Origin of the sequence: Trichocoleus sp. ST-U1, assembly GCF_039961835.1 — a bacterium.
In the GTDB taxonomy this organism is placed as follows: domain Bacteria; phylum Cyanobacteriota; class Cyanobacteriia; order Cyanobacteriales; family FACHB-T130; genus FACHB-T130.
Genome location: NZ_JAMPJZ010000070.1, coordinates 1 through 16,507, shown reverse-complemented (window position 1 = coordinate 16,507; position 16,507 = coordinate 1). Strand labels below are relative to the sequence as shown.

The window sequence follows — 16,507 nt, the reverse complement described above, 5'->3', positions numbered from 1 at the left end:
CGCTTCCCACTATGAGCTATTGCCTCAATCCAGCTTGCCCAAACTCTCAAAATCCCTCTGATACAAAGTTTTGCCTGACTTGCGGCACTAAGTTGCTGCTCAAAGACCGTTACCGTGCCATCAAACCGATTGGGCAAGGCGGCTTTGGTAGAACTTTTTTGGCAGTGGATGAAGATAAACCTTCTAAACCGCGTTGTGTAATCAAGCAGTTTTACCCGCAAGCCCAAGGCACCAGCACGGTTAAAAAGGCAATTGAGTTATTTAATCAAGAAGCGATGCGGCTGGATGAACTGGGTAAACATTCCCAGATTCCCGAATTACTGGCATATTTTACTCAAGACGATCGCCAGTATTTGGTGCAAGAGTTTATCGACGGGCAAAACTTAGCCCAAGAATTGGCACAAGTAGGTGCTTTTAGCGAATCTCAAATTCGTCAGTTGCTGAATGATTTATTGTCAGTGCTGCAATTTGTCCACAGCCAACAAGTAATTCACCGAGATATTAAGCCAGAAAATATTATTCGCAGAAGTCGCGATCGCAAGCTCGTTCTGGTTGATTTCGGCGCGTCTAAAGTTGCCACCACTAACGCCCTCAACCAAACGGGAACCAGCATTGGCAGCCCTGAATATGTGGCACCAGAGCAAGCCAGAGGCAAAGCTTCTTTCGCTAGCGATATTTATAGTTTAGGCGTCACCTGCATTCATCTATTAACTCAGCGCTCTCCGTTTGACTTGTACGATATTAACGAAGATGCTTGGATTTGGCGGCAATATTTAATCTCTAAAGTTAGCGATTCGCTGAGCAAAATTCTGGACAAAATGCTGCAAACTGCTCCCAGTCGGCGCTATCAATCAGTAGAAGAAGTCTTGAAAGACCTGAATCCTTCGCCAGCCCAAGTCACGGTAATTTCTCATACACCGGCGACACCTGCCAAGCCTCTGAAATCATCGCCGGTGACACCACTCGTTGCCAACAAGCCCCCTAATACATCCAAAAGCCAAATTGATATTGAATTAGAGGCTTTAAAAGCCGAAATAATGGGTGGTAGCACCGCCAAAAACGAAAATCAAAAATCGGCGTCCCCACAACCTCCATCTTCAAATCCTGCTAAAGCTAACAGCCAGGTCGATCTGGAATTGGAGGAGCTAAAAAGTCAGTTTCTGGGATCTCCAACGCCCAAAAAGCCCCCTCAGAGCTAGCGCCTTGGGGATGGCTGTTTGGAAGGCACCGCCATCAATTAAACAATCTCAAACAGCGATCAGAGGCTGAATGCGAGCCGGAAATCCAGCCGAATTGAGTGCCTCAACAGCCGTGTTGTGGTCTTGCACCCAGAATTGACGACCAAGGCGAACGGTTAAGTGCCGCTGTCCTCCTTTCACCGTTGCAATCACCGGGACATTTGCTTTGTCTTTATCGCCTGAGTGTTCTTGGAGATTGGTCATCAAGCGATGCTGTTCCGCAATGTCACCCGCTTGATGAGGTGTCAGTTCCACCATCACCATCCGCACTTGTTCAATGGGTTCTGTATCCTCAACGATCAGCTGAGTTTTATCGTCTCGCCTGTCTACTTTTCCCCAAATAATCAGGCGATTATCCACGACCAGATGTAAGTGAATGCGTTCGTAAGTTTTCGGAAAGACGACGGCTTCAGATTGACCTGTTAAGTCTTCGATTTGCAAGATCGCCATGCGATCGCCTTTTTTGGTGACTACGGGTTTGATCCCGCTGACTATCACAATGGCGCTAAGAGTCGTATCCTCCCGCTGGTCGCCGAGTTCGCTAAGATTAATCGGAGCGAGAATTTGAGCGGATTTCCGCACAGATTTAAGGGGATGGTCAGAGACGTAAAAGCCTAGCAGTTCTTTCTCAAAATGTAACTTTTCGTGTTGAGAAAAATCAGGTATGGCTGGAGCCTTAGGAGCAGATTCAAAGCTACTTTCTGTTGTCGTATTTCCAAAGTCAAAGAGATTTCCCTGCCCACTGGCTCGGTCTTTAGCGCGATTTTGCCCCCAAGGGAGAACTAGCTCAAGGTCTTTGCTTAATTGCTGTCGGTTGGGTTCGAGGGTATCAAACGCACCGCATTTGATCAAAGCTTCTAAGGCGCGGCTGTTAACTGTGCGAAGATCCACGCGATCGCACAAATCAGCCAAAGACTTAAAATTGCCCCCGGTTTCCCGTGCTGCCAAAAGACACCGAATTGCCCCCTCTCCCACATTTCGGACTGCCGACAATCCGAATAAAATACTATTTTGCAGGGGTGTAAAATCAACTCCCGATCGATTAATATCTGGCGGCTCCACTTGAATATTCATACTCAAACAAGTGGTGATATATTTTTGCACCTTATCCTGGTCGCCACTGTTAGATGTCAGCAGCGCTGCCATGTATTCAACGGGATAATTTGCCTTTAAATATGCCGTTTGATAAGTTACATAAGCATAAGCCGTTGAATGGGATTTATTGAAGCAATATTCGGCAAATTTAACCATCTGCTCGAATAAATCTTCAGCAATCTTTTCCTTTACTCCATTTTTAGCAGCTCCATCAATAAAGGCTTCTCTATGCTTTTGCATTTCCGAAACCTTTTTTTTACCCATCGATCTTCTCAATAAATCTGCTTGTCCTAGAGAATATCCTGCTAAATCCTGAGCCATTTTCATGATTTGTTCTTGGTAAACAAGAACCGCATAGGTTTCTTGCAGAATTGGCTCTAGTAAAGGATCGACATACTTGATTTCTTCTCGACCATGCTTGCGGTTAATAAACAGAGGAATCAGACCCGCATCTAATGGTCCCGGTCGATAGAGAGCAAGAATTGAGGAAATATCTTCGATGCTGGAAGGCTTCAGGTCGCGCACAATCTGACGCATTCCAGAAGATTCTAATTGAAAGATGCCTTCTAATTCACCTTTTTCTAATACTTCGTAGGTCTTTTGAATATCCGGGGGTATTTTTTTAACTTCACTTTTGGCTAAGATTTTCTGAGCTTTTCTTTCGTCAAGTGGGAGTTGATCGGGATCGAGGGTAATATTTTTATTTTGCTTAATTAGATCGATGCTTTTCTGGATCATGGTTAAGTTTCTTAACCCCAGAAAGTCCATCTTTAATAACCCCAGCGATTCCAAGTCTTCCATGAAATACTGGGTAATGACTGAGCCGTCATTATTTCGTTGTAGCGGCACAATTTGATCTAAAGGTTCTGCTGAAATCACGACTCCGGCGGCGTGTACCCCGAAAGTTTTGTTCGTTCCTTCAATTCGCATTGCCATATCAATCCAATGGCGGACGATAGGGTCATTATTGTATTTTTCTTTAAACTCTGGTGCGGGGGTATCATCCGAAATCATCACCTTGAGTTTTGTTGGCTTACCTCGCACTACTGGGATCAGTTTTGCCATTTTGTCTGCATCCCCATAGGGAATATTCAACACTCTGGCGACATCTTTTAACACCGCTTTAGACGTGAGGCGGTTAAAGGTAATAATCTGCGCCACCCTATCCGTGCCATACTTTTGGGTAACATATTCAATCACTTTGTCCCGTTGTTCAATGCAGAAATCCGTATCAATATCTGGCATAGATTTCCGTTCTGGGTTCAAAAATCGCTCGAATAGTAACCCATGATGGACGGGATCGATGTTAGTAATTTTTAAGGCATAAGCAACCAGAGAACCCGCCGCAGAACCGCGACCAGGCCCCACTGGAATATTATTATCTCTGGCATATTTGATATAATCCCAAACAACTAAAAAATAAGTTGAAAATCCCATCTGTTGCATCATTTTCAACTCATACTCCAGCCGCTCTTTGTAGATGGGATCGACTTCAGCACGAGAGCGATAACCAAACCGTTCTAAGAGACCTTTCCAGGTAACATCTTCGAGAAAAGTATCGGCGGTGTAGTCGGCTGGGATTGGATAATCGGGAAGACGAGGCTCACCGAGGATGTTGTAAGGTTGAACTTTGTCTGCGACTTCTAGGGTATTTGCGATCGCTTCCTCAATTACGTCGTCCGGTAGATGATCTCGAAACAGATATTTCATCTCATCAGCGGATTTCAGATATTCAGTGCCGCTGTAGCGCATCCGATTATCTTCAGAAATCAGTTTTCCGGTCTGAATACATAACAATGCGTCGTGAGCTTCGACATCGTTGCAAGAAATAAAATGGGAATCATTAGTAGCGACAATTTTTATGTCTAGTTCCCGCGCAATTTTTACAATCTCAACGTTAACTGTTCGGTCTTCTTGAGAACCGTGATCTTGAATTTCTAAATAAAAATCTTCACCGAAAACATCTTTATACCACTGAGCAGTTCGACGAGCAACATCTGGTCGGCGCTGAAGAATTGCTTGAGGAATTTCACCTCCCAAACAAGCACTGGTAACAATTAAACCTTCGTGGTATTCAGCTAATAATTCTTTATTGATACAGGGACGGGCAAAAATTCCTTTTCCCTGATACCCTTTAAGATGGGAAATTGTTGTTAACTTAACTAAATTTTTATAGCCTTTCGTATTTTTCGCTAAAACAACTTGGTGATATTTTTTTCTGCCGCGCTTTTGTTCTTCAATATCACCATTAACGACATACATTTCATTGCCAATAATCGGCTTAATCGTTTTCCCACGACAAACCTTAATTAGCTCAATCGCGCCATACATAACACCGTGATCTGTGAGCGCGATCGCAGGCATCCCCAATTTCAATGCTTGATCCACCAGTTCCGGTAACTGACTGGCACCATCCAGCAAACTGTAATCACTGTGAACGTGCAAACCAACAAAAGACATATTTGGTAATTGGTAATCGGTAATTGGTAATCGGTAATCGGTAATGCCAATTACCGATTACTAATCTAGAGTTTTGGAGCGCGTAGATGCCAATCGGTTGCTTGCTCATAGGCATAAGCGACTTGCAGTAGCAAATCTTCTCGCAACACGTTACTCATCATCTGTATCCCAATCGGTAATCCCTGGTCATCGAATCCACAAGGTAAACTCAATCCAGGTAAACCTGCAAGATTCAAAGGAATCGTCATCAGGTCATTTAAATACATACTCAAGGGATCTTCGCTATTTTCCCCTGCTTTAAATGCGGTGGTGGGAGCAGTGGGAGACACTAAGATATCCACTCTTTCAAAAGCCCGTTGGAAGTCTTGTTTAATCAAAGTGCGGACTTTTTGCGCTTTCAGATAATAGGCGTCGTAATATCCTGCTGAGAGAGCATAAGTGCCCAACATGATCCGCCGCTTGACTTCGGTGCCAAAACCAGCGGAGCGAGTTTGAGTATACATTGACAATAGATTGTCCGCGTCAGGCGTTCGGAAGCCATACTTCACGCCGTCATAACGGGCGAGATTGGCGGATGCCTCAGAAGGAGCAATGATGTAATAGGTAGGCAAACCGTAGCGGAAGCGGGGACAGGAAATTTCTTGAATTTCGGCTCCCAAATTTTGCAGCTGCTCAATCGCTTTTGTGACTGCTTGCCAGACGCAGGAGTCTACACCTTCGCCAAAAGTTTCTTTAATAAAACCGACTCTCAACTGACCTCTAGGTCTCAGGTCAGGTCGCAGGGATTTGGCGTAGTTTGGGATTTTAACGTCGAGACTGGTAGAGTCTTTGGGATCGTAACCCGCGATCGCTCCCAGTAAAATTGCCGCATCTTCGACTGTCCGCGCAAATGGCCCAATTTGGTCCAAAGAAGACCCATAAGCAACCAGACCAAAACGGGAAACCAGCCCATAAGTCGGTTTTAACCCGACAACGCCGCAGAAAGACGCTGGCTGACGGATAGACCCCCCCGTATCGGAACCGAGAGACACCACACACTCTCTTGCCGCCACCGCCGCCGCCGAACCGCCAGACGATCCTCCCGGCACCCGCTGTAAATCCCAAGGGTTGGCGGTGACTTGATAGGCAGAGCTTTCCGTAGAACTGCCCATCGCAAACTCATCCATATTCGTTTTGCCCACCATCACCGCACCAGCATCTGCCAGTTTTTGGGTCACGGTTGACTCGTAGGAGGGGACAAAATTTTCCAAAATCTTGGAACCGCAAGTGGTGCGAATTCCCTGGGTACAGAGATTGTCCTTGATGCCAATGGGAATGCCAGCCATCAGCCCAATTTCTTCACCAGCAGCGATTTTGGCATCCACAGCTTGAGCCTGTTCTAATGCTCTCTCTGCCGTCACGCTCAAAAAACTATTCAATTTCGGCTCTAGTGCCTGAATGCGGTCTAAAGCTTCTTGAGTGAGTTCTACAGCGGAGCGTTCTTTACTAATGAGTTGTTTGTGCAACTCGCGGATGGATGGCATGCTTTGCTTCTACCTTTAGTGACTCAAAGTCCAGATATTTAGTATAGGTCGTGGTTTAGACGCGATGGTTAATTCAGCAATCCTTTGGGATTGTGAAATTTTAGCGGGAAGTTTGGCAAACCCGAAAATGCCGAACCGAAGGTTGTTCTACACAAGACATCCCTTTCCCGACGCTGTCCAGTTACCCTCCAAGTCGAGCATACTGGATCGTGTCCGTAACACACGCCAGGTCAATTATGCGTCGATTTCAGTTTTGCGCGATCGCTCCCATCCGCTTTCTCGCTCAGAAAGTTTTGAGACTCGCAACCCTATTGCTATTGTCTCTAACATTTTTCGGTTGGACACTCCCAGTGCAAGCAGCGACCCAAATTAGCCCGCGCTTGGAAGAGCAAATTTTACAAGTGATTCGTCAGCACCCAGAAGTAATTTTGGAATCTGTTCAGGCATATCAGCAGCAACAACAACAGCGCCTAAGCCAAGCCCAGCAGTCATTTTTGCAGGAATTCAAGACCAACCCCAAGGCAGTCATTGGGGCATCTCCGACGACGGGAACAGAGTCGTCAAAGGTTGTGCTAATCGAATTTTCAGACTTCCAATGTCCTTATTGTGCCCAAGCGCATGACACGCTAAAGGAGCTGATCGCAAAGCATCCGGATGAAGTGACTTTAGCTTACAAGCATTTTCCCCTAGCTCCAATCCATGCGGAAGCCATGCCAGCGGCTAAAGCGGCATGGGCGGCACAGCAGCAAGGCAAATTCTGGGAATATCATGATGCTTTATTTGCCAAGCAAGACAAATTGGGCGACGACTTGTATGTGGAGATTGCCCAAACACTCGATTTAGATTTAGAGCAATTTAACCGCGATCGCGCCAGCGATACCGCTAGTGCTGCGATTGGACAGGATGTTCAGCTAGCCGAGAGTTTAGGGCTTGCAGGCACACCCTTTTTCTTGATCGATACTGAGACTTTCTCCGGTCCTATCCAACTGTCAGATATGGAAAATCTACTCACTGCTGCCAAGTAGTTCCAGCGTCATCAAGATTGAATCAGGATGGAGCGCTTTAAGCGTTCATTGCCTTTGAGCGCTTCTAACAGCCTCAGTCATTTAGCTGTACCTGAGTTGACAGAATGCCAGATTACAGAGAGGCTGTCACTTTGGTAACTAAAGGCAGTGTAATCAGAAACTCAGCTCCCTTACCGGGAGAAGAAATGCACTCCAGCTGACCACCATGTTTTTCGACGACCACTTGGTAGCTGATAGACAAGCCCAATCCGGTGCCTTTACCAATCGACTTGGTGGTAAAGAAAGGTTCAAACAGGCGCTGTCTAACCGTTTCAGTCATCCCCCGCCCATTGTCAGCGATGCGGATTTGCACCTGCTGGGGGTTCAGTAACTGGGTATAAATGGTGATTCGGCTGGGATTTTCTTTGATGTCCTGAGGCGATCGCTGAGCGTCCCGTTCGTCTAGGGCATCCATCGCATTGGAAAGTACATTCATAAACACCTGATTCAACTGACCGGCGTAGCATTCCACCAAGGGCAAATTTCCGTATTCCTTGATGATTTCAATGCCGCGACGGTCAGATTTGTCTTTCAGACGGTTGTGCAGGATGGTTAGCGTGCTGTCAATGCCTTCGTGAATGTTGACAGCTTTCACTTCTGCCTCATCCATGCGTGAGAAGTTGCGGAGTGCCAGCACGATCTCCTGAATTCGGTCGGCTCCAACTTTCATCGACGATAGCAGCTTCGGCAAGTCTTGCATCAGGAATTCTAGGTCAATCGCTTCAGCTTCTTCCTGAATTTCTGAATGCGGGTGAGGATAGTGCGTTTGATACAGTTCCAGCAACCTCAGCAAGTCTTGCATATAGTTGTTGGCATAAGTGAGGTTGCCGTAGATGAAGTTGACGGGGTTATTAATTTCATGGGCAACGCCAGCAACTAACTGTCCCAGACTGGACATTTTTTCAGTTTGTACCAATTGCGCCTGAGTCTGCTGGAGTTCCTTGAGTGTCTGCTCTAACTCGTGTGCTTTAGTACGGGTTTGATTGTACAGGTCTGCCTGGTTGAGCGCGATCGCAAACTGCTCGATCACGACCTGTAACAACTCGACCTCGCTATCGTTCCAGCAACGCGGTTCGGTGCTGTGGCTACAGCAAATTGCGACAACCATACCCCCAGGTAACTGAACGGGGATAATCAGTACTGTTCGCATTCCTAGCGTGCGTACAAAGTCTCGCCAAGTGGGATCTTCTACCGTCTCGATATCTTCTATTCGTAAGGTTTCCAGCTTTAGAAGTTTGGTCGCTAACACACCGAATGCCGATGCAGGATAGCGCCCGGTCAAATCGGGTAGGTGAGAAAGGCGAACTTCCGGAGAAATTTCCCAGTATGGCTCCTCTACATTGCCGTGATACCAGCCAAGATGACATCGATCGGTCTGAAGGACTTTCTGGATTTCGTGCAATGTTGTCTCTAAGATGGCATCAAAGTCAAGAGAATTGCGAATCTGGTTTGTGAGCCGATTAATTAACTGTTCGCGCTGTGCTTGCTCTTTTAGCTGCTGAACGGACAATCGCAAGGCATCTTCTACCCGTTTGCGTAAGCGAAGCTCGTCGTAGACATCGCTAATATCCCTCGTAATGACAACGATACCCAGAATGTTACCGTGAGCATCCCGCCAAGGAGCTTTTGTGGTTAAAAAGGTGGTGTTGATGTCACCATTAGAAACCACTTCCTCATAAGCTTCAGTAACGCCTGCTTCCATAATCTGACGGTCTCTCGCCATGATTTGGTGGGCAATGTCGGGAGGTAGCAGTTCAGAATCGTCTTTGCCAAGAATCTCCTCAATTGGCTTTCCAAAGAAGTTTGCCAAATTAGAGTTGAGCGCGATATGACGCCCCTGCCGATCTTTGACAAGGATGAAGTCTGGTGTACTTTCCAAAATAGAGTTTAAGAGGGCATTGCGTTCGCGCAGGTCTGCTTCTGCTTGTTTGCGTTCGTCTTCGACGCGCTTGCGATCGCTGATATCCGTTGAAATTCCACCTAGAGCGTAAGGCACACCATCCTCATCCAGAATTGGGAAATGCACCGAAACGTATGTATGCAAACCATCCTCATGGGGGATAACTTCTTCTGAGACGATGGCTTTTCCCCCTGCCAGAATCCGTCGATCGTTCTGTGTAAACTGCTGAGCCATTTCTTGGGGAAACAAGTCGTAATTCGTCTTTCCTTTAATCTCCTCTCTGGTAATACCAAATAACCGTTCAAATTCCCGATTAACCCGAATGTGTCGTCCTTGAATATCCTTTAAATAAATCACTGCCGGACAGTTATCGATAATCGCTTGTAGTTCTGCCTCGCTCTCTTTCAAAGCGGCTTCTGCCTGCTCTCGCTCTCGGATTTCGTCTTGCAGTTGTGCCACCACTGCTCGGAGTTCCTGAGTGCGTTCCTCGACTCGTTGTTCTAGCTCTAGCTTCCCTTGGTTCAGTGCTGCTTCCGCTTCCTTTCGCTCCGTGATATCTAGCAGCACCCCACAGAAGATAATTTCACCCTGATTGTTTTTCGTAGGGATAGAACTACCCTGCCACCAGCGTATCTCTCCATTTGGCTTGATTAATCGCCCTTCATAGTGCCAAGGGATGGATTGCTCAATCACTTCAGTGACCGATGCATAATAGCTTTCTAAGTCGTCAGGATGCACCTGACGAATGAACGCGCCGAAATCTGCCATCACCACCTCAGCCGTCACGCCTAGAAGATTCCAGATTCCTTCGCTCATATAATCTACTCTCCAGACATCCTTCCGGTTGGTAAACTGGAAAATCACCCCAGGTAGATTCGCGGTGGTATCTCTAAATCGTGCCTCCTTAACGGCTAAAGCTGCCTCAGCTTGTTTGCGCTCCGTGATATCTTCGATTGCCAGGATGATGCCGCCCATCACTCCGGTTTCATCTTGCCAAGGACGAATCTCCCATTTGCGCCAACCAGTTGAGCCATCCGTTCGCTGAAACGGTTCTTCTACCAACATCTCGACTGCTTCGGTCAAACAACGTTGGTATGCTGCCTGTAAGGGTTCCCAATCCGAGGGGCAAACTTCAGGATGCGATCGCCCAATAATTTCTGGTTGCTTCAGTCCCAGTTCGCTCAACCACCGCTGGCTGAAGAGCAGATAGTTGAGGTTGCAATCGAGAATGGCAGCCGCTAAGGGTAGGTTTTCAATGAATTGGAAACAAAGGCAATCGTGCTTCATCTGGCTCTGAGCCGGGAAGTGCTGTTTCATGAATTAGGGATTGGTTCCTACACTGGACAGTATCCAATACTGCGGCTTCTGCCCCTCCCCATCCGCATAGCAAAGTGCATGATGACGAAGAGGATTCGATATTTAGAGTTCCCTCTAAACAAAGGCTAGTAACATTTGTTGAAATAACGAATTGCAAAAAAACTAGAAGAATTCTGCGTATATAGATAAGTTTTATCGCTGACAAACTCAAGTGAGAGGCGTGCTACCACTCCACCTTACCAGCGCCCTAAATTCTGAATCAGGTTCAGCACAAGAATTCTATCGTGTTGGATTATACAAAGTTACTGAACGCGCCTTCCAGACTAACTTCCAGGCTAAATAGTAAGCGATCGCACCGATGACATCGACTGTAACGCGATTCAAAATGAAACTCAGCTAGCACAAACACTGAAAATTTTAGACGATCCCCTCGTAGTCAAAAATGGGGAAACTTTCTCGTCGGGTGCTGTCTATTTATCTAATACGGACAGTTTATCAACTCGTGGCAGCGAGTCTTAAAGTAACTTATGCGTCGAATTCAATTTTGGGCATTTGCCCCCATCGTTCTACTCGCTACGTTCTCTCCTTTGATGGTTCAAGCGCGGCAGCCTCTAGCAAATGTTAGCGGTAATATTGTCCCCGTTGGTTTTTCTCAAGAAGGCTCTCTCTTGCTAGCGCAGGCGACTACTCTCTCACCGCTGGAACAAGGAGTGATTGCTGAAATGAATAAGGCGCGGAAAAATCCCGCCGCCTATGCCGCCGTACTGGAGAATTGGAAAAAACGCTTCCAAGGTAAGCAAGTGAGAATGTCTGGAAACGTCTTTTTACAAACCCAAGAAGGTGTGAAAGCCGTCGATGAAGCGATTCGCTTCCTGAAATCCACTCGTCCTCTCCCACCTCTAAGTGCATCTAAAGGGATGTCATTGGGGGCTAGGGATCATGTGAAAGACCAAGGACCAAAAGGTAAGGTTGGTCACAATGGGAGCGATCGCAGCGATCCGTTTTCTCGCATCAACCGCTACGGTTCCTGGCAAACCACCGCAGCCGAAAATATTAGTTACGGCTCTGACACCCCTCAATCTATCGTCATGCAGTTAATCATTGATGATGGAGTTCCGGATCGCGGTCACAGAAAAAACATTTTTAACCCGGCTTTCCGAGTCGCAGGAGTGGCTTTTGGGTCTCACGCAAAATACAAATCGATGTGCGTGATTACCTATGCTGGAGGATATAAAGAGAAATAGGCTTCATGCATCACTCGTCCTCTTCATCTCATCAGCTCAGCGTTCTCCGCCAGGGAAAAGGCTTTCCAATTCTCTGTCTACACGGTCATCCGGGGTTAGGCAGCAGTATGTCTGTCTTCACTAACCACTTATCCCAAAAATTCCAAACTTTTGCCCCTGACCTCCGGGGATACGGCAATAGTCGCATCAAGGGTAATTTTAGAATGGAAGACCATTTAACCGATTTGGAGGCGCTTCTAGACCGCTTCCAGATTGAGCGTTGCCTGGTATTGGGTTGGTCGTTAGGGGGGATTTTGGCGATGGAGTTGGCGCTGAGGCTACCAGAGCGAGTCACGGGTTTAATTTTGATTGCCACAGCAGCACGCCCCCGTGGGAATCATCCGCCAATCAGCTGGCAGGATAATTTCTACACGGGGCTGGCTTCGATCGTGAACCGGGTACAGCCTGGGTGGGAATGGAATATTGAGACCTTTGGGAAGCGATCGCTCTATCGCTACCTGATCGAGCAACATACCCCTGGCGCTTACCGCTACCTCGCATTGGAAGCGATGTCAGCTTACTTGCAAACCTCAGCGGCGGCAACGCAGGCACTCAATACTGCTCTGAGAGCTGGTTACAACCGATTGGCGGATCTCCAGCAAATCCAATGTCCGAGTTTGATGCTGGCAGGAGCAAGCGATCGCCACATCACCCCTGAGTCCAGTTTAGAAACGGCTCATCACCTCAAGGATTGCCAATGGCACTGCTACCCGAATACCGCTCATTTATTTCCCTGGGAAATTCCCGAACGGGTACTGCGGGACATTGACTCTTGGCTCGATAGCCATCCACAAGTCGTGACGCCAGCCGGAGTTTAGATACCATCGTCGCCTCACCCTGTCCCGAAGTGATGCAGCCCCGACCAGAGGAGATGCATGTTCAAGTCTGGTATCCTTCCAATCTTGTGAATTCTTAGCATCCCAGAAGCATCTATTCCTAGCGATCGCACCCCTCTGGTAAACCCAGAGCGGTTAGGGGTAAGGTGCTAATGGGGATTCAAAGGAAGTGGATATCACCTGTGAAAAAGCTCAAAACCTAAGAAGGCTGACCGCTAAAAAACGTAGCTGTTCTTTGGCGGTCAAAACGCTCCCCCGACTCATCGTAAATCGTCAGCTTCTCTGGCTTACAGCGCTTCACAGTAGCCTTAATGCCTTTCGCTCCTTCTGCTTCCAGGTCTTCGATATAACCAGCTTTGGTTCTATCAGCTTCCTGGGAGCTGAGGAAAGGGCCAAAGTAGTAAGTACAACGGGGGTTGTCTGTGACAATCTCAACCCACGAAGCCCATCCAAAGAAGTGGAGAATGTTAATCAAGAATTCCTTCATGTTTTTGGCCTATCTTAGGGGATACAAAGCAGTCTTCTAAAAGGTTGTTCTTTACATTCTGTTATATTCTGTCATCTTTCTTTTTGAAAGTCTCTTTTGAAAGATTATTCAAGTAGAGCCGATTCGACCAGCGCTGACGATATATCTCATAAAGAGCCATTCCCCCTGCGACTGACGCATTCAGGCTCGGTGTGTTTCCCTGTAGCGGAATCGAAATCAGGAAGTCACAACACTTTTGTGTCAGAAGATTCAATCCTTCACCTTCAGAACCAATCACCAATACTACTGGCCCGGTAAATTGAGTAGTGTGTAACATTTGACCATCGCCTGCGGCGGTGCCATAAATCCAAAAGCCAGCCGCTTTCAATTCTTCTAAGGCACGGCTGAGGTTAACCACTCTGGAAACAGGAAAAGTTTCTAAAGCTCCGACTGCCACTTTCATGACGGCGGATGTGATTCCCACTGCTCGTCGTTGAGGGATCACCAATCCCTGGGCACCCAAAGCTTCTGCCGTGCGAATAATCGCTCCTAGATTGTGGGGATCGGTAATGCCATCCGCTACCACCAGCACTGGCTGCTCCGAGACGGATTTTGCCTGAGCGATTAACTCGCTCAGGTCAGTGTAAGCGTAGGGTGCGACTTGAGCGACCACGCCTTGGTGATTTGCCCCGTGGCTAATTTGCTCTAAGCGGCGCGCACTAACTTCATCGATTACCGTTCCCCGTTCCTTGGCTTTCAGTAGGAGGGAGTGAAACCGGGAATCATAACGCAAATTTGGCAGTATCCAAACCCGATTCAGCTGGCGATGTTTTTCCAAGGCTGTGAGGACAGGATGCCGTCCATAAATCAGATCGCTTTCTTCTTCGGGTGCGGCTGCTGCTGCTCGATCCTCGTCCTGAAAACGACCTCTGGGGATCTCCCGTTCGTGACGGTTGGGAATCGACTTCTTGGGCTTGAAGTTGTCTGTCGGGCGCGTGTCAATTGAGTCTGTGTTTTTGTGGCGGGAGGCGGGACGGATTTGCTGACGCTCCCGGCGCGTGTCAGTTGAGTCTGTGTCTTTGTGGCGGGAGGCAGGACGGATTTGCTGACGCTCTCGGCGCGTGTCAATTGAGTCTGTGTCTTTGTGGCGGGAGGCAGGACGGATTTGCTGACGCTCCCGGCGCTGGAGAATTGGCTTGACTTGTTCGTGCTTCCCGACGACTGGGCGCGAATCCCGATTGACATCCTCGTTATCGGAGAAGGAACGATCCTGGAGCGTCTGTTGCTCTACAATTCGCTTCCCAATCCGATTGTCCCCAAGACGCTTTGGGAAGGCACGCTTGGCTCGAATGGGCTTCCCTCGACTGGCGCTGGATCTGCTTGGAGGCTGAGGGCGGCGATGTTGATCGGCCATATTGTTAAGAATCTTTAACTTGTGGAAGTGGATTTAGCTCTAAGTAGCTCAGCAGCTGATTCAATCGCTGGGGATCTGTTAGGTAAAGATAGCCCATCAACGTCTCTAAGCTGCTAGCTTGTTGATAAATTTCGGGATCGAGGCGCTTGGGACGACCTGCCGCGGCGTTACGTCCCCGCCGCAAGATTTCTAATTCTGTGTTGGTAAGGTGGGGTTCGAGCGATCGCAATGCTTTTGCCTGACTTTCAGCTCTCACTTGCGCCACTACCATGTCATGATAAGCGTGGGATCGCTTCGGTGGCAGTAGATAAAAACTACGGATATAAAGTTCATACACGGCATCTCCTAGATAAGCTAAAGACGCCGGGGAAATCCGCTGAATTTGCGTGCGACGATCTGCGATCGCCCAGATCGAGTTCAACGATATTTTGGTTTCACCCAGTACGGGGTTAGTATTCAGCCAATCTGAACACTCTTCCTCCTGTGAACTCACATCTATGCCCTACCTCGCCCTCTAGTTGATCTTAATGCTTTTGCCTGAAAATCAGGGATGGGGTATGGGGAGTCGGGAGTCGGTAGGGGGTAATCGGTAATTACCTGTTCCCTTGTCTCCTACGCCTCTGCACCGCTGCTCTTTGTTTCCCCATCATTCCCGGTTCAGGACTTTTGAAAATGATTGGGGCGGGTTCTAAAGCCCCCGCCCCTCAAGCGCGAGTAGCCGAATCATCGCGGCATACGAAAAGCGCATCCGCGCCGCTACGCGATCGCGCCTCTGTATAGGTCAAGCAGGCTTGACATTCTCCAATGCCGCTTCGACTGAAGGCTGCAATGACAGAAACTGTTCTAAGCGAACCAGCTTGACAGTTTGAGTCACGCGGGCATTTGTAACAATTTGCAAACTACCCTCAAGACTTTGAGCCTTTTTCACCAGCTGCACTAGAGCGCCCAATCCAGAGCTATCAACAAAATCAATTTTGGAAAGATCCAGCACAACGTTGCTGGGTCCATCTTCAATACACTTGCTGATAACTTTCCGAAATGTGGGTTCGGAAAAAGCATCCAATAAGCCTGTGAGGCGGAATAGCTGATAATTGTCCCTAACTTCGCGAGTGCCTCTTAAGCTGACAGTTAGGGTTAGTGGCTCAGGAATAACACCCTCCTAGCTGGATTGTCCTTAGTCGAGGCTTTATTATAAAACACAATGCGCGGATATACGCATCTGTTGTAATTCGTCCTTAGTTATTCGCGACCGAGCAAGGATATTAAGACTTTCTACTTCATCCGGGACACCCCTCACCCCTCTTTCCCCCTCTCGCGCAAAGAGGGGGAAATCTACTCGCTAACGGGTCTTATCGAGGCAATGAGATCGCATCTAGGCGCTACGCTTATGCGATCTCATCTGCTCCACAAATTGCTCAAACAGATAGTCGGCATCGTGAGGGCCAGGGCTGGCTTCTGGGTGATACTGCACGGAAAAGAAAGGTAGAGATTTGTGACGCAACCCAGCCACGGTTCGGTCGTTCAGGTTTAGGTGGGTAATTTCTACTTCTGGATTTAAAGAATCTGCGTCAATGGCAAACCCGTGGTTTTGGCTGGTAATCTCCACTCGCTGCTTCTCAAAACCGGCGGGTTGATTTAAGCCCCGATGACCAAATTTGAGCTTGAAGGTGTCAGCCCCCAGCGAAAGACCGAGAATTTGGTGCCCCATGCAGATCCCAAACATCGGTTTCTGGCTTTCTAGCAATGCCCTGGTGGTTTCGATGCCTTCGGTGACAGCAGCGGGATCGCCGGGACCATTGGAAAGAAAAATTCCATCGGGGTTGTGCTTGAGAATTTCTTCGGGGGGTGTATTGGCGGGAACCACGACCACGCGGCAACCGTAACTCGCCAGACGCCGTAGGATGTTCCGTT

General features: G+C 47.9%; 12 protein-coding genes. 4 read left to right on the top strand and 8 right to left on the bottom strand.

Annotated features, from left to right (window positions below):
• Positions 1-11 precede the first annotated feature (11 nt).
• Complete coding sequence (locus tag NDA06_RS20475) at positions 12-1,199, top strand: serine/threonine-protein kinase (RefSeq protein WP_190984800.1); 1,188 nt, start codon at positions 12-14, stop codon at positions 1,197-1,199.
• A 48-nt stretch (positions 1,200-1,247) separates the two neighbouring features.
• On the opposite strand, the gene NDA06_RS20470 is transcribed toward NDA06_RS20475, so the two are convergent.
• Both NDA06_RS20470 and gatA read right to left on the bottom strand, forming a co-directional pair.
• The gene (locus NDA06_RS20470) at positions 1,248-4,793 is read right to left on the bottom strand and encodes a DNA polymerase III subunit alpha (protein WP_190984801.1); all 3,546 of its coding nucleotides are present in this window, start codon (positions 4,791-4,793) and stop codon (positions 1,248-1,250) included.
• Positions 4,794-4,858: 65 nt separating this feature from the next.
• Complete coding sequence (gene gatA / locus NDA06_RS20465) at positions 4,859-6,316, bottom strand: Asp-tRNA(Asn)/Glu-tRNA(Gln) amidotransferase subunit GatA (RefSeq protein WP_190414791.1); 1,458 nt, start codon at positions 6,314-6,316, stop codon at positions 4,859-4,861.
• 236 nt (positions 6,317-6,552) lie between these two features.
• On the opposite strand from gatA, the gene NDA06_RS20460 reads away from it, so the two are divergent.
• Positions 6,553-7,341, top strand: coding sequence for a thioredoxin domain-containing protein (locus tag NDA06_RS20460; RefSeq protein ID WP_190984802.1), 789 nt, complete (start codon positions 6,553-6,555; stop codon positions 7,339-7,341).
• Between the two features lie 112 nt (positions 7,342-7,453).
• Here the strand turns inward: NDA06_RS20460 and NDA06_RS20455 are convergent, their stop codons facing one another.
• Positions 7,454-10,597, bottom strand: a complete 3,144-nt coding sequence (locus NDA06_RS20455) for a PAS domain S-box protein (RefSeq protein WP_190984803.1) — start codon at positions 10,595-10,597, stop codon at positions 7,454-7,456.
• A gap of 527 nt (positions 10,598-11,124) precedes the next feature.
• Here NDA06_RS20455 and NDA06_RS20450 point away from each other — a divergent pair.
• The gene (locus tag NDA06_RS20450; RefSeq protein WP_190414794.1) at positions 11,125-11,841 is read left to right on the top strand and encodes a CAP domain-containing protein; all 717 of its coding nucleotides are present in this window, start codon (positions 11,125-11,127) and stop codon (positions 11,839-11,841) included.
• A gap of 5 nt (positions 11,842-11,846) precedes the next feature.
• The gene (locus NDA06_RS20445) at positions 11,847-12,698 is read left to right on the top strand and encodes an alpha/beta hydrolase (RefSeq protein ID WP_190984804.1); all 852 of its coding nucleotides are present in this window, start codon (positions 11,847-11,849) and stop codon (positions 12,696-12,698) included.
• Positions 12,699-12,915: 217 nt separating this feature from the next.
• Here NDA06_RS20445 and NDA06_RS20440 read toward each other — a convergent pair whose 3' ends face one another.
• The 5 genes from NDA06_RS20440 to NDA06_RS20420 form a co-directional block, all read right to left on the bottom strand.
• Entirely contained in the window at positions 12,916-13,203 is a 288-nt protein-coding gene (locus NDA06_RS20440) for a DUF1816 domain-containing protein (protein ID WP_190414796.1), read from the bottom strand.
• A gap of 61 nt (positions 13,204-13,264) precedes the next feature.
• Positions 13,265-14,185, bottom strand: a complete 921-nt coding sequence (rlmB, locus tag NDA06_RS20435) for a 23S rRNA (guanosine(2251)-2'-O)-methyltransferase RlmB (protein WP_347276055.1) — start codon at positions 14,183-14,185, stop codon at positions 13,265-13,267.
• A 415-nt stretch (positions 14,186-14,600) separates the two neighbouring features.
• The gene (locus tag NDA06_RS20430; protein WP_242028867.1) at positions 14,601-15,038 is read right to left on the bottom strand and encodes a ribonuclease III domain-containing protein; all 438 of its coding nucleotides are present in this window, start codon (positions 15,036-15,038) and stop codon (positions 14,601-14,603) included.
• 339 nt (positions 15,039-15,377) lie between these two features.
• The gene (locus NDA06_RS20425; protein ID WP_190414821.1) at positions 15,378-15,746 is read right to left on the bottom strand and encodes an anti-sigma factor antagonist; all 369 of its coding nucleotides are present in this window, start codon (positions 15,744-15,746) and stop codon (positions 15,378-15,380) included.
• A 222-nt stretch (positions 15,747-15,968) separates the two neighbouring features.
• Positions 15,969-16,507, bottom strand: a 539-nt coding sequence (locus tag NDA06_RS20420) for a carbamoyl phosphate synthase small subunit (RefSeq protein ID WP_348251831.1), incomplete at its 5' end; no start/stop codon positions are given.